This is a genomic window from Bradyrhizobium sp. SBR1B, from assembly GCF_014198205.1.
Lineage (GTDB): Bacteria > Pseudomonadota > Alphaproteobacteria > Rhizobiales > Xanthobacteraceae > Bradyrhizobium.
Genome location: NZ_JACIHC010000020.1, coordinates 1 through 19,252, shown reverse-complemented (window position 1 = coordinate 19,252; position 19,252 = coordinate 1). Strand labels below are relative to the sequence as shown.

Sequence of the window (19,252 nt, the reverse complement as noted above, 5' to 3'; positions counted from 1 at the left end):
CTCCACAGGGCGAGCCGGCCAGACGCCGGGAGGCCGAGGGCATGTCCGACATTCGCACCGCAGATAGCATGCCGATCCGGCACGACGATCCGGACGACGTCGTCGCGCGGCTGGAGGAGGACATCATCTTCGGCCGCCTGCCGCCCGGCGCGCGCCTCACCGAGGACGCGCTGATGTCGCGCTACGGCACCTCGCGCCACTTCGTGCGCCAAGCCTTGGTGGATGCCGAGCGCCGCGGCATCGTCCGCCGCGAGAAGAACGTCGGCGCCACCGTCCGGTTCTACTCGGCCGAGGAGGTCCGGCAGATCTACGAGGTCCGGGAGATGCTGACGCGGCAGGCGGCACTGATGATCCCTCTGCCCGCGCCGCAAGCCCTGATCGACGAGCTCTCCGCGCTGCAACGACAATATTGCGCGAGAGCCGATGCGCAGGATCTGCGCGGCATCCACGAAGCCAACGACGCTTTCCACCTCGCGCTGTTCTCGGCCTGCGGCAATCCCTACCTGGTGGGCTCGCTCCAGGACTACATGAACCTGACCCTGCCGATGCGCGCCAAGAACCTCGCCGACCGCGACGGCCTCGCGCAATCGCGGCGGCAGCATGAGATGATGATCGAGCTACTCAGGGGACGCGACAGCTGGGCGCTGGCGCAGCTGTGTGTCGATCATATGCAGTTCAGCAAGAGGGATTATCTGGCGAGGATTGCGGACGAGGCCAGGCGCTAATCGGCAAACTTCTGCTGCAGGCATCCATCACGGAACGGCGCTGCCCCGGGCGCGTTGGAAGGCCAAGCATAAGGCTCGGTCTTGGTTCGGAGGCCGCGGGTGGCAGTTTCTCGCAGCATGTCGCGCCCAAGGGAGGACTGACCGAGCAGGTTGAATAATGAGGGTCTGCGGAGCGATGCGGACCGGTTTGTTCATCGCATTGATTGCGGCGGCCTGGCTCGGCGGACAGGTCCAGGATTCTTTCGCGCAAAAGCGGCCGTCGGCTTCTCCGAGCGAATCCACGAAGGTGTCTCCGAGAAAGGAAGGCACCCCGAAGAAGGAAACGGGACGACCTGCGGACCCGTTTACGGTGGGATTTGTAACCGGTTCGCCGCAATGCACTGAATTCGCGATCGCTCAGGACATTGCGACCACGCTCGCCGGCGGTCAGGAGACCGGTCCTCATGGCCAAGTCGCATTGCGGGTCCTGCCCATCGTGGGAGACGGCGGTGTCCGCAACGTCCTTGATGTGCTCACCCTCGCAGGTGCCGACGTGGCGATTTCGCCCGTCGTCCTCGTCGACCGGCTCCGGGAGACAAGGACCTTCGGGGATATTTCTGACAGGCTGACCTACATTGCCCCGCTCTATATCGAAGAGTTCCATCTTCTCGCACGGGCGGAAATCGGAAGCCTGACGGAGCTTTCGGGAAAGAGGGTCAATCTCGGGGACGACGGCAGTGCCGGCGCCATTCTCGGCCGCGAAGTGTTGAACCGTCTGGGCGTCGAGATCATGGAGTCGAACCTGGGACCGGAGGCCGCGCTGGATGGTCTGAGGAAGGGAGATCTCTCCGCCGCTCTGCTGGTCTCAGGAAAACCGCTCAGCTTCCTGACGCAGGTCTCGCAACTCGATGGTATTCACCTCCTGCCGATCCCCTACTTCAACGAGCTGCTGCAACAAGATTATCTGCCATCGACGTTCCGCCACAAGGATTACCCGAATCTGATCGCCGCCGAAGCGAGCGTTGACACGATCGCGATCAAATCCGCCCTCTTCGCCTACAACTGGCCGAGCGGCAACGAGCGATTTCGGTTGCTGGAGTTCTTCGTCCAGACATTGTTCACGCGCTTTCCCGAATTTCTCGGGGACGCCCATCATCCTAAGTGGCGCGAAGTAAACCTGGCCGCACAACTCCCTGGATGGCGACGATTCCGACCGGCAGAGCGCTGGCTCCAGCAGCAATCGGGAGGGGAAGCCGCGCTTCGCAAGGCGTTCGGCCGGTTCATCGAGGGAAAGCCAACTGCCGATCTACCTGATCGCGAAGAACTGTTTCGGGATTTCCTGCGCTGGAGAGAACGCAATCCGGCCAAGTGAGCAGACTTGGGCAAACAAACCTCGGGAGGTATCGATGCGCAAAACCGTGGTGGGCGCAGCCCTTGTTGCGTTGCTCGCCTTGATCGCCGATGTGAGGCGTCCCGCCGCCCAATTTGCTCCCTTCTGGCCACAAGCTCCGCAGCTGCTCCCGGGCACAGCGCCACCGGCCGACGAGGTCGACAAAACCAGGACAGCCCCTCACCGAAAGAAGGCACATAGAAAGCACAAAGTCGTTCGTCCACCACCAAACCAGCGGGAGGTCGCGGAAAAAAACGGATACCAGCGGGTCAGCGATCTCGTGAACTTTCCGAAGTTCTTTCCGGGCCTCGGCACTATATTCGTCAAGCCCGACACCTTGCCGCTGGGGCCGTTCCTGACCTTCGATCGCAGGGACCGTCTGGTCGCGACCGTCTACATGGTCCCGAACAAGGACATCGACGATCACAAAACGTTGGAGGGGGCGGGGTCAGCAGGACCAGTTGACCACGTCAGCTTCTACTTCAACCCAGGTCACCCCGGCGTGGATGTGCCGCATTACCATGTGGTGCTCTGGCACGTGACCAAGAAACAGGAAGCGCGCGTTGCCAAATGACGTACGACAGGTCATGCGATCACGTCACTAACGATGTCAGTACCGCCTCAGCAGGCCACGCTCCACGCTGGTCTCGCCATAATCGGCGCAGGCCCTTTTCGGGTTTTGGATCAGGTCCGTTCGGACCCGTCTGAACGTTTTGCGGGCCGCGTCGGACACCTCGGGACGGAATTTGCGGGGATCGTAGCTCTCGCCGTCGCGGGCCTTGATGGCCGCAGCATAGGCGTCGATCATGGCCATCGCGACGTCGGGACTGCCGAGCAGCCGGGCGCCGAGCTGAACGCTGCCGCTGCCATCGACCTCGTAACCGTCGCATCGCTGTTCGAGCACCACGGATGCCGTGACGAGCTGGTCCAGGAATGCCGCCTCGGCCTCGGTGAGAGGTACGGCTAGCGCCGGTCCGGAAACGATCATCGCGAATATCGCGACTGACAATTTGATTTTCATTGTCGTGGCTTTCGCTGCAGCTTTTGCGGCGTCATCAACGCAACCGTTGCTGAATTCCGATCGCACAGATCGAAAGCCGAAACGCTGGAGCACCGTTGATCCACATCAAGGGGCGAGAAACCAAAGCATTTGGCGGCACCGGCTGACCCGAACGAAAAATCACGTGCCGCTTGACAAGACAGGGTAGGTATCGCGGACGATCGCTAGGCAGCGCGTCCCGTCGCACGCATATCGGCCCCGCGTCGCAAAGCCGCACACTCAGCCTCGAACTTCCGCGAGCCCAATTCGCCAGCCACGAGCTGCGCCGCATGAATTTCCGCCGAGGCGCCTCGAACGTCATCATGCGCCAATTGCAGCTTCGCGATCCGCAGCCTCAACCTGACGGCCTGCACTCGTCCGTCGATGCTCGACCACAATTGCCGGGCCAGATGCAGATGTCGCAGCGCTGCCTCATAGTCGTCGCGCGCATGCGCGAGGACCGACTGCGCTTCGTTCGTCAATGCGCGGATCGACGGCATCGGCCACCGGTCCGGACTTCCGGAGAGCTCCTCGATCAGTTCAAGCGCCTGCTCACGACGGCCCGTGTACGCGGCCGCGAGTGCCAGATGTGCGAACAGGATCCCACGCCGCTGCAGGGTCCACCAGGACTTTCCGATCAGACTGCGCTCGAGGCTGGCGTAAGCCGCCTCCGCTTCGCCTCGCTCCAGCAACAGCATGGCGCGACCGGGTTCCGGGCACCAGCCGAGCGCGTAGGCCTTTTCATAGGCTTCGAGCGCGTCGTCTTCATTGCCGATCGCTGCGTAAACGTCGCCAAGCACGCGATTGGCATCGCCGATCGCCCAAGGCGCGTCACCGGTAAGCCGTGCCAACGAGTCCTGAATTCGGAGCAAAGCTTCGCCGAGCGAGCCCCTGACACCGAGAACTTCTGACCGATGAAGCTGGCAGGAGCCGGACAATTCCATCCCGCTCTCGGTGCAATATTTCTGATAACCCAGCGTCCACTGGTCGGCCCTGGCCCAATCTCCGAACATCCGCGCCGCCCACAGAATGTTGCAGTAGAGGATGCCTCCGACGATCGGATCGATATCGCCGCTGGAGAGCGCCATCGCAGCGGCGAGGTCCTGATCCGCTAGGCCAGCGCGTGTATCGCCCAGACACAGCCGGTAGAACCCGCGATAAGCAAGACTCAGCGCCTCGATGCCAACAGCGTTCTTGTGCCGGACCATGCTGTACGCGATATCGGCAAGCGAAAGCGCCTGTTCAGGCTCGCCGTCGAACGCGGCGACCTTCGACTTCATCCAGAGAATGAGCGCAGTCGTGGCGGGATCCTCGACTTCGGAGGCCCAGTCCTCCGCCTGTGCCAGCCAGCCCTTGGCAATCGCCGCCTGGCCGCGCTCGAAGTGCAAGCCGGCGAGTGTGACGGCATCGATGACGGCCAGCGGCACGTTGCTCGCCTTGGTATGGGCAGCAACCGCACGAGCCAAAAGAGGCAGGGCCGCATCGGCCTTGCCGGTGCACTGCAAGGCCAGCGCCCATCGGTGCAAGTCGGCGCCATCGAGCGGTCCGACGGTATCGGCCGCCTCGAACAACGCTGCGGCTTCGTCCCAGGCTTGCACGTCAGCGGCGCGCTGAGCTTGCGCCCGCACGTCCGGAACTTGCCCGCCCGTCGTCTGGGGAGCGGCGAGCTGCATCTCCGATACGCCGTCGATGCAGAAACGATATCCCCTGCCCGGCATGTTCCGGATGGCACTATCCATGCCACCCTTGCGCAGCACGCCACGCAGCATGCTCACCGCCCGCTGCAACGAATTGTCGGTGACGGTTACATCAGGCCAGAGGGTATCGAGCAGTTCTTCCTTGGTGACGACCCGATCCCGGTTGCGCGTCAGGTAGACCAGCAGATCGAACACACGTGGTTGCAACGCGACTTCCCGCTGCGCGTGGATGAGCGCACGGCCCTCTTCATCGAGCTCGAAGGGTCCAAACCTGAGGGTCATATCGTTAAGTCCAGGCAATGCGGAAAAGGTTCAGACAAGGTTCAGACAAGGATCAGGCAATGATCAGCCCGCGGTAAGGACGGTCAGCACCGGTCGCCCCTATAGCTCCTCACGGCCCGGGTCGCTTCCGACCGCCGGCAACAACCCCCGAGGAGATGTCTGATGGAACTCTATGTCATCCGCCGCCCGAGCGCCTGGGCAAATTTGAGCGAACTGGAAGCCGCCGGCGCGAAGTCCGCTCGGATCGGCAACGAGCAGATGTCCGACCGCGTCCGTTGGATCCGCAGCTATGTGGTCCATGAGGCCGACGGCCGCATCGGTACCTTCTGCATCTATGAAGCGCGCGATGGGGAGTCGATCCGCGAGCATGCACGGCGCGTCGGCATGCCGGGCGAGGAGTTCTACAAGGTCGCCACGACAGTGGTCGTCCGCGGCGATCCCACACCGCAGACGGTCGCCGCCGAATAGCAAATCAGCGCGGGCGCCGTCATCGACTCGGGATTCCATGAAAGGATAAGAAAATGTCCGTTCAGTCTCAGGCGCCGCCCGCACCGAGCCCCTCGCAGCGATATCTCGCCGGCATCCTGTTGCGGCTTCGCCGGCTCATCAACCAGTCCGTCGCCAGCATGCTGGCGAACCGCGAGAAGGCCGCAATGCAGTTCGCGAAGGGTTGCGGCGGCACCACGGCCAGCGGTGATGGCACGGTTCGAGACACGCTTCATCATGAGAGGATTTGCATTTCCAGCAACAGCTTCAATTCGAGGAAATTGTCATGAGTTCTTTCATCCAATCCGACGCTTCCGAAGCCAAGATCTCCTGTTTCAAGAATTTCAAATCCAGAATCGTCGCGGTGGCGATCGGGACGTTCGGGGCCGTCCTGATGTCGCTTGCTCTGGCTTCGGCTGCAACGACGTTCGGCGACCATCGCACCGAAGGCGTGAGCGGCGGCGCAGTGGTCCAGAAAAGCCCTGGCAAGTGCGCAAGGGCGCGACGGTTCCGACAGCCTTTTCAACCTGACGAAGGCGGCGGTGACACCGCCCGCTGAAACAGCCGTTCAAGCCCTCACCACTGAACTGGAAACTCCATCATGTCCATCACCATGCAAAACGGACCTACTCAGACCGCAAGCTCGCTCTTGGCACGAAGCTTCGTGCTCAGCTATGGCCTCCTTGCCTATCTCATCTTCTTCGGGACCTTTCTCTACGCCGTCGGCTTCATTTCGCAATTCATCATGCCCAAGACGATCGACAGCGGCGTGGCGGGTTCGACCGCACAGGCCCTCTTGATTGATCTCGCGCTGATGTCCCTGTTTGCCGTCCAGCACAGCGGCATGGCTCGCCAGGGCTTCAAGAAGCTGTTCGCCGCCTTCGCCTCACCCGCGCTCGAGCGCAGCACCTATGTGCTGCTGGCAAGCCTGAGCCTGATCCTGCTGTTCTGGCAATGGCGTCCCATCACCGCCGCGGTTTGGGAGATAGAGACGCCGATGGCAGCCTACGCCGCGGTCGCCGGCAGCTTCGCCGGCTGGCTCATCGTGCTGTACAGCACGTTTCTGATCAGCCATTTCGAATTGTTCGGACTGACGCAAGTCGTCAGCCACTTTGCGGGGCGGCTCGCCGAGCCGATGAAGTTCAGGACGCCGGGCCTCTACCGCCTGATCCGGCATCCTATCTATCTCGGCTTCATTATCGCGTTCTGGTCGACGCCTACCATGACGCTCGGGCACATGCTGTTCGCGATGGTGACGACGGCCTACATCTTCGTCGGCATCTGGTTGGAGGAGCGCGACCTGATCACTCTTTTCGGAGATCAGTACCGACACTACAGGGAGAAGGTGGCGATGTTGATCCCGGGCCTGTTCTGATCCGGCGAACCTACGATTTGAGCGGCCAAGCAGAACTCGGCCGCTCTCACGATGTCGAGCGCGCTCCCTAGCGCTTCTTCCAGTCGATGATCCGGTCCGGATCCGCATCGAACTCCATGCTGCAGAACGTGCCGCCCTGGAAATAATCGCCGACCGGATCCGGCTTCAGCTTGGCCTGCTCGGCCATCGCGTGCTCGCGGAAATCCTCGGCGCGCCCCGTGGGGCGGTAGCCGAATTCGTAGGCGCGGCTGTTGTCCCACCAGGCGCGCTCGTTGAGGGATGCACCGTAGAAGATTTCGAAATGGATGTCGGGATGCTCGAGCCCGATGCGGCAGAGCTGCACGAGGTCGTCGGGCTTGAGCCAGATCGAGAGCCGGCGCTGATCGAGCGGCATGTCGCCGAAATTGCCGATGCGCAGGCACGTCACCTTCAGCCCGTGCTTGTCGGCATAGAGCGCGCCGACGGCTTCGCCGAACACCTTGCTGACGCCATAGCGACCGTCTGGGCGCGGGGTCACGTCGGTGCCGATCTTGTGGTGGCGCGGATAGAAGCCGACGGCGTGGTTCGACGAGGCGAACACCACGCGCTTGACGCCCTTGCGGTAGGCCGCCTCGAACAGATTATAGCCGCCGATGATGTTGGCCTGGAGGATCTGATCCCAGTTACCTTCGACCGAATAGCCGCCGAAATGAATGATGCCGTCGACGCCCTCGCAGATCGCCTCGCACTGCGCGAGATCGGCGAGGTCCGCTGCCTTGAACTTCTCGTTCGCGCCGAGATCGGCCGGCGGCTTGATGTCGGACAGCAGGAGATCCGAATAGATCGGCGGCAGCAGTCTTCGCAGGCTCGTGCCGATTCCGCCCGAAGCTCCCGTCATCAAAATACGCGGCATGTCTTCCCTCGCCGTTGGTGACCGATTTGCGGTCACGTGTCTCTAATGATAGCAGCATTGTCCAGAGGGAACGAAACGAGAGAACCGACATGAATGAGGCATCGTCCCACACCCAGGAGCGGCCAGGCTGGCGGCCGGCGACGTATTACCCCGACCCGGCCATTCGTGCACTCGATCCCCGTTTCGAAAAATACTGGCTGAAATTGTCCGCAGTGGAGCGGCTGGCGACCGGCCTGCGCTGGGCCGAGGGTCCCGTGTGGTTCGGCGACGGGCGCTATCTCTTGTGCAGCGACATCCCGAACCAGCGCATCGTCAAATGGGAGGAGGAGACCGGCGCGGTCTCCGTGTTCCGCAAGCCCTCGAACTTCGCCAACGGCAACACGCGCGACCGGCAGGGCCGGCTCGTCACCTGCGAGCATGGCGGGCGGCGCGTGACGCGCACTGAGTATGACGGCAGCGTCGCCGTGCTGATGGATCAATTCAACGGCAAGCGGTTGAACTCGCCGAACGATGTCGTTGTTAAATCGGACGGCTCGATCTGGTTCACCGATCCGACCTTCGGCCTGCTCGGCAATTACGAGGGCTACAAGGCCGAGCCCGAGATCGAGCCGAATGTCTACCGGCTCGATCCCGAGACGCGCAAGGCGACCATTGTCGCCGAGGGGGTGCTCGGGCCGAACGGGCTGTGCTTCTCGCCGGATGAAAAGATCCTCTATGTCGTGGAATCCCGCGGCGTGCCAAACCGAAAAATCCTCGCCTATGACGTCTCGGCTGACGGCACCGAGATTTCCAACAAGCGCGTCCACATCGATGCAGGTCCTGGCACGCCGGACGGCATGCGCTGCGACATCGACGGCAATCTCTGGTGCGGCTGGGGCATGGGAGATCCCGAGCTCGACGGCGTCGTGGTGTTCGCGCCCGACGGCGTCATGATCGGCCGCATTGCCCTGCCCGAGCGCTGCGCGAACGTCTGCTTCGGCGGCGTCAAGCGCAACCGCCTGTTCATGGCAGCGAGCCAGTCGATCTACGCGCTGTATGTGAACACGCAGGGGGCGATGGGGGGATAGGCGCTCCACAAATGACGGTCTCGTAGGGTGGGCAAAGGAGCGTAAGCGACGTGCCCACCACCGCGCCGTCGCGGGCGCGAAGACGTGGGCACGCTTCGCTTTGCCCACCCTACGGCACCTCGCCTTCGCGACACGCCGCCCAAAACAAAAACGCCGGAGCGGTTGCCCGCTCCGGCGTCATTCGTTCACGCGCTAAAACTTACGCCGCGTTGAAACCGGCGACGGCCTTCACTTCGAGGAAGTCCTCGAGGCCGTACTTGCCCCACTCGCGTCCGTTGCCCGACTGCTTGTAGCCGCCGAACGGCGCGGTGCGGTCGTTGGGCACGCCCTGGAGGTTGACGTTGCCGGCGCGGATCTGGCGGCCGACGCGCTTGGCGTCTTCGACCGAGGCACCCGTGACGTAGCCGGCAAGGCCATACGGCGTGTCGTTGGCGATCTGCACGGCTTCGGCTTCGTCCTTGGCGCCGATGATGGTCAGCACCGGCCCGAAGATTTCTTCGCGAGCGATCGTCATGTCAGGAGTGACGTCGGCGAAGATGGTGGGGCGGACATAGAAGCCCTTGTTGACGCCTTCGGGCAAGCCCGGGCCGCCGGCGACGAGCGTTGCGCCCTCGTCGATGCCCTTCTTGATCAGGCCCTGGATCTTGTCCCACTGGCCGCGGTTGACGACGGGGCCGATGGTGGTGCCTTCAGCGCGGGGATCGCCGGCCTTGGTCTTGTCGGCGACGGCCTTCGCGATCGCGGCGACGTCCTTCATCTTGGACAGCGGCACGATCATGCGCGAGGGCGCGTTGCAGGACTGGCCGGAGTTGTTGAACATGTGCATCACGCCGCCGGTCACCGCCTTCATGAGGTCGGCGCCTTCGAGGATGACGTTCGGCGACTTGCCGCCGAGCTCCTGGCTGACGCGCTTCACGGTCGGCGCGGCGCGCTTGGCCACGTCGATGCCGGCGCGGGTCGAGCCGGTGAAGGAGATCATGTCGATATCGGGGTGCTCGCTCATGGCGGCGCCGACCTCGGGGCCGAGGCCGTTGACGAGGTTGAACACGCCCTTGGGCACGCCAGCTTCATGGAGGATTTCCGCGAAGATCAGCGCCGAGGTCGGCGTGAACTCCGACGGCTTCAGGATCATGGTGCAGCCGGCGGCGAGCGCGGGCGCGACCTTGCAGGCGATCTGATTGAGCGGCCAGTTCCAGGGCGTGATCATGCCGACCACACCGATCGGCTCGCGCAGCACCATGGCGGTGCCGACCGGCTCTTCGAAATGGTAGTTCTTGAGCACGTCGAGCGTGGTCATAAGATGGCCGAGGCCGGCACCGGCCTGGAGCTTCTCCGCCATCGGCAGCGGCGCGCCCATCTCGTCGGAGACGGCGGCGCCGATCTCCTTGAGGCGGCCCTTGTAGACCTCGATGACCTTGGTGAGCAGCGCGACGCGCTCCTCGCGGCTGGTCTGGGAGAAGGTTGCGAAGGCGCGCTTGGCGGCGGCAACCGCCTTGTCCACGTCGGCCTTGGAGCCCAGCGCAACCTCGTACATCGCCTCTTCCGTCGCGGGATTGACCACGGCGGTGGACTTCTTGACGGCGGGATCGACCCAGGCGCCGTCGATGTAGAATTGCATGCGATTGACCATCGTTAACCTCTTCTTGGGGGCATGTGGGGGCGTTTCGGCAGGCATCCTTGCACGAAAGCGCCGGCAATTGAACCCGCCATATGCGGGGCCAGCGTTGCGGCGGACGGAGGTTATATGAGCCGATGGCGGGAACGTGGCAAGGTTCTCTCAGCCGTCATTCCGGGGCGATGCGAAGCATCGAACCCGGAATCTCGAGATTCCGGGTTCGGCTCTTCGAGCCGCCCCGGAATGACACCTCGATTACTTCCACTACACCGCCATCTTCCGATGCAGCACCGGCGCGCCGGTGGTGAGGCTTTCGGCCGCATCGATGATGGCGTTGGCATCAATGCCGTAGTGCCGATAGAGGTCGGCGATCGTGCCGGTCTGGCCGAACTGCTCGACACCGAGCGCCTCGACGCGGTGGCCGCGGACGCTGCCGAGCCAGCCGAGCGCGGAGGGATGGCCGTCGATCACGGTCACGATGCCGCAGTCGCGCGGCAGCGGCGCCAGCAGCTTTTCGATGTGGCTGAGATGCTGCACGCCGCGGCGATCCCGCCGCAATTTCCGCGCGGCGGTCCAGCCCGCATGGAGGCGGTCCGCCGAGGTGATCGCGAGCAGGCCGATGTCGCGCCGGCTCTCGCCGATGAAGCCGGTCGCCTCGATCGCCTCAGGTGCCACCGCGCCGGTATAGGCGATCACGACTTCGGCATTCGGGCCCGGCTTGCGCAGCCAATAAGCGCCGTCGGTGATGCCCTGCTGCAGCTCCGGCGTCATGATCCGCTGCGCCTGCTCGATGCTGCGCGTCGACAGCCGCAGGTACACCGAGCCGCCCTCGCCCGCTTCGCGCTGCATGTGCTCAAACCCGAAGGCCATGATCACGGCGAGCTCGTCGACGAAGGCCGGCTCGAACGAGGCGAGCCCATCCTGCGCCATGCCGATCAGGGGCGTTGCGATCGACTGGTGCGCGCCGCCCTCGGGCGCGAGCGTGATGCCTGATGGCGTCGCCGCCACCATGAAGCGCGCGTCCTGGTAGCAGGCGTAGTTCAGCGCATCGAGCCCGCGCTCGATGAAGGGATCATAGAGCGTGCCGACCGGCAGCAGCCGCTCGCCGTTGATCTGGTGCGACAGCCCAAGCGCCGAGAGCATGATGAACAGGTTCATCTCGGCAATTCCAAGCTCGAGATGCTGGCCCTTGGGCGAAAAGTCCCAGTTGAACGTGGAGGGAATTTTCTCGCTGCGGAATAAGTCCGCCTTCTCGGCGCGCGCGAACAGGCCGCGCCGGTTGACCCACGGACCGAGATTGGTCGACACCGTGACGTCGGGCGAGGTCGTGACGATGCGCCTTGCCAGCTCACTGTCGCTGCGCGCGATCTCGTTCAACACGAGGCCAAAGCCCTGCTGGGTCGACATCTGCGGTGACGGCTTGAACGCGAGCTGCTGGGGCACCTCGACGACGGGCGCGGTCAGCCGGCGGCCATCCTGGTTGAACGGCACGCGCGCGAGGAACGCGTCGAGTTCGGCGGCGGATTGCGCGAGCCCTTCGTACTTCTCCCATTCGTGACCGGGCCGGATGTTCTGGCTGTCGCGATATTTCTCCATCTGCGCGACCGTCATCAGGCCGGCGTGATTGTCCTTGTGACCCTGGAACGGCAAGCCGACACCCTTGATGGTGTAGGCGATGAAGCAGACCGGACGGTCGTGATCGATGGACTCGAACGCCTCCAGCATGCTCGCCATGTCGTGGCCGCCGAGATTCGACATCAGCGCCAGCAATTCGTCGTCGCTGCGCTTGTCGATCAATCTGGTGACCGGGCCCTGGTCGCCGATCTCGTCATGCAGATGCTTGCGGAACGCGGCGCCGCCCTGGAAGCAGAGCGCGGCGTAGAGCGCATTCGGGCAATTGTCGATCCAAGCTTTAAGCGCCTCGCCGCCGGGCTCGGCGAAGGCCTCGCGCATCAGGCGGCCGTATTTCACGATGACGACGTCCCAGCCGAAATTGCGGAACATGGTCTCGAACTTTTCCCAGAGCCCTTCGCGCACGACGGCATCGAGCGACTGGCGGTTATAGTCGACCACCCACCAGGTGTTGCGCAGGCCGTGCTTCCAGCCCTCGGCGAGCGCCTCGAAAATGTTGCCTTCGTCCATCTCGGCATCGCCGACGAGCGCAATCATCCGCCCTTCGCGGCGATCCTTCATCCAGCCATGCGCCTTGACGTAGTCCTGCACCACCGAAGCGAACAGCGTCTGCGCAACGCCGAGGCCGACCGAACCGGTGGAGAAATCGACGTCGTCGACGTCCTTGGTCCGCGAGGGATAGGACTGCGCGCCCTTGAAGCCGCGAAAGTTCTCCAGCTTCTCGCGGCTCTGCCGGCCGAACAGATACTGGATGGCGTGGAACACCGGGCTCGCATGCGGCTTCACCGCGACGCGGTCCTCAGGCCGCAGCACGTGGAAATACAGCGCCGACATGATGGTGGCGAGCGAGGCGGACGAGGCCTGATGTCCCCCGACCTTCAAGCCGTCGGCATTGGGGCGGATGTGGTTGGCATGGTGGATGGTCCAGGACGACAGCCACAGCGCCTTGCGGCTCAGCGCGGTCAAGGTGTCGAGGCGGGCGGTATCGACGGGCATGGCAAGGCTCCCGGGAACAGGTGCCACGATGATACGCCCGTGGGAGGCGCCAAACTTCTCAATTTTTCGCGCAATACCACCCGATATTGGGATACCATACTAATGATTACCCCGAATATACAGGTTTCATCCCAATGCCAGAGCTCGACGCCATCGACCGCAAAATCCTCGCGTTGCTTCAGGCCGACAGCCGGCTGACCATGCAGGAACTCGCCGACAAGGTCGGGCTCTCGGTCTCGCCCTGCCATCGCCGGGTCAAGCTGCTGGAGGAGCGCGGCGTCATCAGCCGCTACGTTGCGACCGTGGACCAGAAGGCGCTCGGCCTGCATGTCAGCGTCTTCATCTCGATCAAGCTGGCGCGGCAGAAGGAGGAGGATCTCAACCGCTTCGCGCGCGCGATCTCGAAATGGGATGAGGTGCTGGAGTGCTATCTGATGACCGGCAACCGCGACTACCTCCTGCGCGTCGTCGCGGCCGACCTCGCCTCCTACGAGACGTTTCTCAAGACCAAGCTGACCCGGCTCGACGGCATCGCCTCGATCGAGTCGAGCTTTGCGCTGAGCCAGGTGAAATATTCGATCGCGCTGCCGGTGTGACCTGCCTCAGCGTGACAGAGCGGCTGTCACATGGACGCAACAAACCCCGCCGATGGTCGTTGGTAACACTGGCACCCTAGCCGAGAGAAGAAGCCCATGACCGCATCCGACCGCACCTTCCAAACCGCCAAGCGCGAGCGCATCATTCAGGAGATGGCCGACGACCTCGACGAGGAGCTGGAGATGGAGCTCGATGACACGAGGCTCGACGAGCTCCTGGACGAAACCGACACACCGGGTCCGACGGTCGATCGCAAGCTCTATTTCCGGGAGCTGCTGCGGCTCCAGGGCGAGCTGGTCAAGCTGCAGGACTGGGTGCAAAGCGAGCGCAAGAAGGTTGTCGTGCTGTTCGAGGGGCGCGACTCCGCCGGCAAGGGCGGCGTCATCAAGCGTATTACCCAGCGCCTCAATCCGCGCATCTGCCGCGTCGCGGCGCTTCCCGCCCCGAGCGAGCGCGAGCGCACGCAATGGTACTTCCAGCGCTACGTGTCGCACCTGCCGGCCGGCGGCGAGATCGTGCTGTTCGACCGCAGCTGGTACAACCGCGCCGGCGTCGAGCGCGTGATGGGCTTCTGCTCGGAGGAGGAGTACCAGGAATTCTTCAAGACGGTGCCCGAGTTCGAGCGCATGCTGATTCGCTCCGGCATCATCCTGGTCAAATACTGGTTCTCGATCACCGACGACGAGCAGCAGTTCCGCTTCACCATGCGCATCAAGGATCCGCTCAAGCAGTGGAAGCTGAGCCCGATGGACGTCGAGGCGCGCAGCCGCTGGGAGGCATACACCAAGGCCAAGGAGACGATGCTCGAGCACACGCACCTGCCGGACTCACCATGGTGGATCGTCGATGCCGTCGACAAGAAGCGCGCGCGGCTCAACTGCATCGCGCATCTCCTCAGCCAGATCCCGTATCAGGAGGTCGCTCGCGCGCCGGTGATGCTGCCGCCGCGCGTCCGCCACCCCGACTATCAGCGCGGCCCGGTTCCGCCGGAGATGTACGTGCCGGCGAAATATTGACGGGGGCGAACAAATTCGGCCTGCATGGGTATGGACTCAGGTCTCGTAGGATGGGCAAAGCGAAGCGTGCCCACCATCTGCGTTTGAATCGGGAAAGATGGTGGGCACGGCGCTTTGCGCCTTTGCCCACCCTACGAGACCGTCACCGCCACGGCTGCACGATGATCTTGGTGTGGGCTTCAGGATTGGCGAGATCGGCGAACGCCTTGGCGACGCCGTCGATGCCGACCTCGGCCGTGACCATCGCCGCCGCATCCACCTGCCCTTCCGCGATCAGGCGCAGTGAGCCTGCGAATTCGTCCGGCGTGTAGCCGAGCACGTATTGGACGTTGAGCTCCTTCATGATGCCGAGCATGGGTTCGCTCTTGTCGGTCTCCATGCAGACACCGACCACCACGATGCGCGCGTCACGCGGTGCACCTTCGAACACCTGCTGCAGCAGGCCTGGCACACCCACGCATTCGAAGATGATCGCGGGCTTCAGCGCCGGCAGCATGGCCTGGAACGGCGGCCTCGCCGCCTTTTCGGCGTCCGACATCTGCGCGTGCTCGGCCCAGGTCGCATAGGGCTGCGACACCCTGGGATCGACGACGACGTCGGCGCCGAGCTTTGCCGCGAGCGTGCGCCGCGCTGGTGAATAGTCGGCGGCGACGATCGGGTGCAGCCCCTTGATCTTCAGCGCCGCGATCACCGCGAGCCCGACAGGGCCGCAACCGATGACGAGCGGCACTTCGCCGCCCCGGATATTGGCCTTTGCCACGGCGTGAATGCCGACTGCGAGCGGCTCGGTCAATGCTGCATGTTCCGGCACAAGACCGTTGGGCACTTCGAGCAGGAGCGGCTCGCTCAAAATCATCTGCTCCGCATAGCCGCCGACGAAGTCGTTGGAGTAGCCGATTCCCTTGATGCCATCCGGCGTCACCAGCGCGGGCAGCGAGCAGACATGCGTCCCCGGTTTGAACTTGCGTTCCGCGCCGGGGCCGTAATCGACGATCTCGCAGCAGAATTCGTGACCGAACACGACGTCACGCGACAGATCCATCGGCGTGCGACCGGTCTTCCTGGCCATCTCCACCATCCGCGACGCATGCTGGCGCGCATGCAGGTCGGAGCCGCAGATGCCGCAGGCGAGCGTCTTGACCAGCACCTGGCCGGGGCCCGGCTTCGGCTCGGCCATCCTGTCGACGACAATCTCACCGTTCCTGAAAATCGCAGCGCGCATCCGGCTCCTCCCGTATTGTTGGAGCCGTTGATAGCACGTAACGGGGCGCGCGAACTTGCGTCAGGGGTTCGGGGAACGCTCTTCCAGCACCAGCAGCTGGGCGCGGCGGATACGCTCGCGATGGGCGATGTAGAGACCGCTTGCGACAATGAAGGCGGCACCGACGACCGTCCAGAGGTCGGGGACCTCGCCGAAGATGAAGAAGCCGAGAATGCTGACCCACAGCAACTGGGTGTAGGAAAACGGCGCCAGCACCGAGGCATCGCCATAGCGATAGGCCAGCACGATGATCCACTGGCCGACGGTCGAGGCGACGCCGATCACGATGCCGAGGCCAATCGCGGTCCACGTCGGCGTGACCCAGACGAACGGCACCATCACGGAAAGGATCGCAACGCCCGTGAGCGCGGAATACGCCATCGTGGTGAGCACGGCTTCACGTCCGCTCATCATGCGCGTCAGGATCAGCGCCGCCGCCCAGCAGAACGCCGAGATGATCGGGAAGAACGCGGCGGCGTGGAACGCGCTGGTGCCCGGCCGCAGGATGATCAGCACGCCCGTCAGGCCGATCCCAGTCGCGATCCAGCGTCGCAGGCCCACCTTCTCGCTCAGGAAGACGATCGACAGCGCAGTGACGAACAGCGGCGAAACGAAGCCGGTGGCGGAAGCTTCCGCGATGGGCAGGAAACTCAGGCCGGTGATGAAGAACAGCGAGGAGCCGAGCAGCGCGGCGCCGCGCATCAGCTGCAGGCCGAGCCGCTCGGTGCGCATCGCATGCAGCGGCGAGCCCGGCAGCATCACCGGCGTGAACATCAGCGCGAACGTGACGAAGCGGATCCAGGTGATCTCGATCGACGGCAGGCTGGTCGAGAGATATTTCGCGGTGGTGTCGGAGCAGCCGAGGAAGATCGTCGACAGCAGCACCAGCGCAATGCCCTTGAAGGGATGGTCGACGCGCGCAGGCGCACGGCGAGCCGTCTGCTTCTTCTCCGGCACGGGCATGGGAATACTGTCGAGCCTTGCGGCTGCGGCGGGCGGCGGTGTCACGGCTGGAACCCGGGAAAATGCGAATCGAGAACGGTTGTAAAAAACGACAAATGCGGCGCGTTCACAACTTCCGAAAACAGGATGCCGATATGCGCGAGCCGCCGCGCGCGTCAATGCTCCGTTAATAATGGCCGTTTGTGCGTTACAGCATGGGCAGGCTGCGCGGCTTCGCCCCGCGCGGAAACGCCGCATCTAACGCCGAAATCTCGTCTTTCGTCAGCACGAGATCACCGGCCGCCGCATTCTCGCCGGCATGTTCGGCGGACGAGGCCTTCGGAATCGCGAACACCGTAGTCGCACGGGTGAGGAAGCTGAGCGCGACCTGACGCGGCGTCACGCGACGAGCCTCTGCGATGCGCGCCAGCACGGCACCGCCCTTGCTGCGTGCATCAGGGAAATCGTCATGACCGAACGGGGAATAGGCGACCACGGCGACACCATGCCGCTCGCACCACGGGATCACCGCGTGCTCGATCGCGCGTTCCTTCAGATGATAGAGCACCTGATTGCAGGCGATACGATCCTCGCTGGCGACATCGAGAATCTCGTCGAGATCGTCGGCGTCGAAATTGGAAACGCCCCAGGATTTGATCTTGCCTGATTTCACCAGTTCCTCGAACGCGGCGACGGTGTCTTCGAGCGGATAGGAACCGCGCCAGTGCAGGAGATAGCAATCGAGACGGTCGGTCTTCAGCCGCTTCAGCGACCGCTCGCAGGCGGTGATGGTTCCGCCGCGCGACGCGTTGCTCGGCAACACCTTGGAGACGAGAAACACTTCATCACGACGACCCGTGATCGCATCGGCAATGACGAGCTCGGCATCGCCATACATCTCGGCGGTGTCGATGTGGGTCATACCGAGATCAAGCCCGCGCTGAAGCGCGGCAATCGCGCGCTTGCGGTCGCCGTGGTCGAGATACCAGGTGCCTTGCCCGATGACGGAGACGTTGGCGCCGGTTTTGCCGAAGAGTTTTGCGTTCATGTTCGTCTCCGCTGTCGCTCCTCCGCTCGGGCAACTGCCACGAAGCTCAGGAGTTCAATCCGCTGATATCAGCAACCAGCACGCTGCCGGTCGATGACTCCGTGATATAGAGACGGTCCTTGCTTTCGCCACCGATCGCGACATTGGTGCAATTCGGCCCCGCACATGACCTGATCCGCGCGATCAGCTCGCCGTTCGGCGCGAACACGAAGACGTGGCCGAGCGAGGCATGACCGACGAACAGGCGGCCCTTGGCGTCAATGGTCAAGCCATCGGGACCGCTGGTGCCGAACAGCGAGCAGAAGCGGCCGACCTTGGACACACTGCCGTCCTTCATGAACGGCAACCGCCACACCGCGTTGTCGCGCGTCATCGCGACGAACAGCACGGTTTCTGTTGGGTCGAGCACCAGGCCATTCGGGCTGATACCGGTGTCGATCAGGCAATCGAGCCGGCCATTCGATGCGAGACGATAGACGCGACCGCTGGGGTCGTGCAGGCCGGTCTGGCCCTGATCGGTGAAATAGATGTCGCCGTTGGAAGCAAGATGCAGATCGTTGCAGCCGCGAAACGATTCCGAATTGCGCGCAGTCAGGATGGGCTTGATGCGGCCAGCCTTGGCGTCGAGCTCCATGATGCCGTGCCTGTAGTCGGCCACCAGGATGCGCCCGTCCGCGGCGATCTTCAGTCCGTTCGGCCAGCCCTCATATTCGACGACCTGCGACCACTCACCGTCAGGCGCGATGCGAAAGATGCGACCGAAGGGAATGTCGACGATGTAGAGATTGCCGTCCCTGTCGAAGGAAGGCCCCTCGATGAAGCTGTCGGTCGGCACATTCGGCCGGTTGGCATCGGCCCAATCGGTCCGCACGCCCTTGCGGCGGAACTTTTCGGGCATGGTGGAGAAGAGCTTGGTTTCGATCAGGCGCGGCGGCGTTTCCAGGTACATCATTGTTGTTTTGGACGTGTTGAGGGGGAGCGCGCAGCATAGGGCACAATCGACGGCGCGTCGATTGAGGCGGAGGCATGGCGCCTCGCCCTCACTGTCATTCCCCGCGAAAGCGGGGAATCCAGTACGCCGCGGCCTCACCGCTTCATCACAGATGTCTCGGCGTACTGGGCGGATTCAAACGGTCGTCGCAACACCGATTGTTTTCACTCATGACAGCAGTTCGTCAAGCGCTTCTGCCGGCGTTTTCCAGCCCAGCGTCTT

At 63.5% G+C, this 19,252-nt stretch carries 19 protein-coding genes; 10 read left to right on the top strand and 9 right to left on the bottom strand.

Annotation, left to right across the window (positions count from 1 at the left end; genetic code table 11):
* Positions 1–41 precede the first annotated feature (41 nt).
* The 3 genes from GGD61_RS33420 to GGD61_RS33410 all read left to right on the top strand — a co-directional run bounded on the left by GGD61_RS33420 (position 42) and on the right by GGD61_RS33410 (position 2,668).
* Positions 42–725: a GntR family transcriptional regulator gene (locus GGD61_RS33420; RefSeq protein WP_092259637.1), complete on the top strand. Its 684-nt coding sequence runs from the start codon at positions 42–44 to the stop codon at positions 723–725.
* A 175-nt stretch (positions 726–900) separates the two neighbouring features.
* Complete coding sequence (locus GGD61_RS33415) at positions 901–2,076, top strand: TAXI family TRAP transporter solute-binding subunit (RefSeq protein WP_092259639.1); 1,176 nt, start codon at positions 901–903, stop codon at positions 2,074–2,076.
* A gap of 34 nt (positions 2,077–2,110) precedes the next feature.
* Positions 2,111–2,668 (top strand): hypothetical protein, encoded by a 558-nt coding sequence (locus GGD61_RS33410; RefSeq protein WP_092259641.1) that lies wholly within the window; start codon positions 2,111–2,113, stop codon positions 2,666–2,668.
* Positions 2,669–2,704: 36 nt separating this feature from the next.
* Here GGD61_RS33410 and GGD61_RS33405 read toward each other — a convergent pair whose 3' ends face one another.
* Together GGD61_RS33405 and GGD61_RS33400 are read right to left on the bottom strand one after the other, a co-directional pair.
* Positions 2,705–3,115 (bottom strand): hypothetical protein, encoded by a 411-nt coding sequence (locus GGD61_RS33405; RefSeq protein WP_092259643.1) that lies wholly within the window; start codon positions 3,113–3,115, stop codon positions 2,705–2,707.
* Between the two features lie 203 nt (positions 3,116–3,318).
* Complete coding sequence (locus GGD61_RS33400; RefSeq protein ID WP_183231913.1) at positions 3,319–5,112, bottom strand: transcriptional regulator; 1,794 nt, start codon at positions 5,110–5,112, stop codon at positions 3,319–3,321.
* A gap of 162 nt (positions 5,113–5,274) precedes the next feature.
* Between GGD61_RS33400 and GGD61_RS33395 the strand changes: the two genes are divergently transcribed.
* Genes GGD61_RS33395 through mddA form a run of 4 tightly spaced genes read left to right on the top strand, consistent with a single transcriptional unit; the run spans position 5,275 to position 6,973 of the window.
* Complete coding sequence (locus tag GGD61_RS33395; protein WP_092259646.1) at positions 5,275–5,580, top strand: nickel-binding protein; 306 nt, start codon at positions 5,275–5,277, stop codon at positions 5,578–5,580.
* Positions 5,581–5,633: 53 nt separating this feature from the next.
* Positions 5,634–5,888: a hypothetical protein gene (locus GGD61_RS33390; protein ID WP_092259648.1), complete on the top strand. Its 255-nt coding sequence runs from the start codon at positions 5,634–5,636 to the stop codon at positions 5,886–5,888.
* Entirely contained in the window at positions 5,846–6,157 is a 312-nt protein-coding gene (locus tag GGD61_RS33385; RefSeq protein WP_143109072.1) for a hypothetical protein, read from the top strand. Before GGD61_RS33390 ends, GGD61_RS33385 begins: the two co-directional genes overlap by 43 nt.
* Positions 6,158–6,199: 42 nt before the next feature.
* Complete coding sequence (gene mddA / locus GGD61_RS33380) at positions 6,200–6,973, top strand: methanethiol S-methyltransferase (RefSeq protein ID WP_246786107.1); 774 nt, start codon at positions 6,200–6,202, stop codon at positions 6,971–6,973.
* A 67-nt stretch (positions 6,974–7,040) separates the two neighbouring features.
* Here the strand turns inward: mddA and GGD61_RS33375 are convergent, their stop codons facing one another.
* On the bottom strand, positions 7,041–7,865 hold the full coding sequence (locus GGD61_RS33375) for an NAD(P)-dependent oxidoreductase (RefSeq protein ID WP_092259654.1): 825 nt from the start codon (positions 7,863–7,865) through the stop codon (positions 7,041–7,043).
* A gap of 89 nt (positions 7,866–7,954) precedes the next feature.
* On the opposite strand from GGD61_RS33375, the gene GGD61_RS33370 reads away from it, so the two are divergent.
* Positions 7,955–8,932 (top strand): SMP-30/gluconolactonase/LRE family protein, encoded by a 978-nt coding sequence (locus GGD61_RS33370; RefSeq protein ID WP_092259656.1) that lies wholly within the window; start codon positions 7,955–7,957, stop codon positions 8,930–8,932.
* 199 nt (positions 8,933–9,131) lie between these two features.
* Here GGD61_RS33370 and GGD61_RS33365 read toward each other — a convergent pair whose 3' ends face one another.
* A complete protein-coding gene (locus GGD61_RS33365; RefSeq protein WP_092259658.1) occupies positions 9,132–10,562 on the bottom strand; it encodes an aldehyde dehydrogenase family protein in 1,431 nt (476 codons plus the stop codon).
* Positions 10,563–10,811: 249 nt separating this feature from the next.
* Complete coding sequence (locus GGD61_RS33360) at positions 10,812–13,175, bottom strand: transketolase (protein ID WP_092259660.1); 2,364 nt, start codon at positions 13,173–13,175, stop codon at positions 10,812–10,814.
* A 134-nt stretch (positions 13,176–13,309) separates the two neighbouring features.
* Here GGD61_RS33360 and GGD61_RS33355 point away from each other — a divergent pair, with 134 nt between their 5' ends.
* Positions 13,310–13,771 carry an Lrp/AsnC family transcriptional regulator gene (locus GGD61_RS33355; protein WP_028144303.1) on the top strand — a complete coding sequence of 154 codons (462 nt, stop codon included), beginning with the start codon at positions 13,310–13,312 and terminating at the stop codon, positions 13,769–13,771.
* A 96-nt stretch (positions 13,772–13,867) separates the two neighbouring features.
* The gene (gene ppk2, locus GGD61_RS33350) at positions 13,868–14,788 is read left to right on the top strand and encodes a polyphosphate kinase 2 (RefSeq protein ID WP_092259662.1); all 921 of its coding nucleotides are present in this window, start codon (positions 13,868–13,870) and stop codon (positions 14,786–14,788) included.
* 142 nt (positions 14,789–14,930) lie between these two features.
* On the opposite strand, the gene GGD61_RS33345 is transcribed toward ppk2, so the two are convergent.
* The 4 genes from GGD61_RS33345 to GGD61_RS33330 form a co-directional block, all read right to left on the bottom strand.
* Complete coding sequence (locus GGD61_RS33345) at positions 14,931–16,010, bottom strand: zinc-binding dehydrogenase (protein ID WP_092259664.1); 1,080 nt, start codon at positions 16,008–16,010, stop codon at positions 14,931–14,933.
* 60 nt (positions 16,011–16,070) lie between these two features.
* Entirely contained in the window at positions 16,071–17,012 is a 942-nt protein-coding gene (locus GGD61_RS33340; RefSeq protein WP_183231925.1) for a DMT family transporter, read from the bottom strand.
* 187 nt (positions 17,013–17,199) lie between these two features.
* Entirely contained in the window at positions 17,200–18,039 is an 840-nt protein-coding gene (locus GGD61_RS33335; protein WP_092259668.1) for an aldo/keto reductase, read from the bottom strand.
* A 46-nt stretch (positions 18,040–18,085) separates the two neighbouring features.
* The gene (locus GGD61_RS33330) at positions 18,086–18,988 is read right to left on the bottom strand and encodes an SMP-30/gluconolactonase/LRE family protein (protein WP_092259670.1); all 903 of its coding nucleotides are present in this window, start codon (positions 18,986–18,988) and stop codon (positions 18,086–18,088) included.
* Positions 18,989–19,252 lie beyond the last annotated feature (264 nt).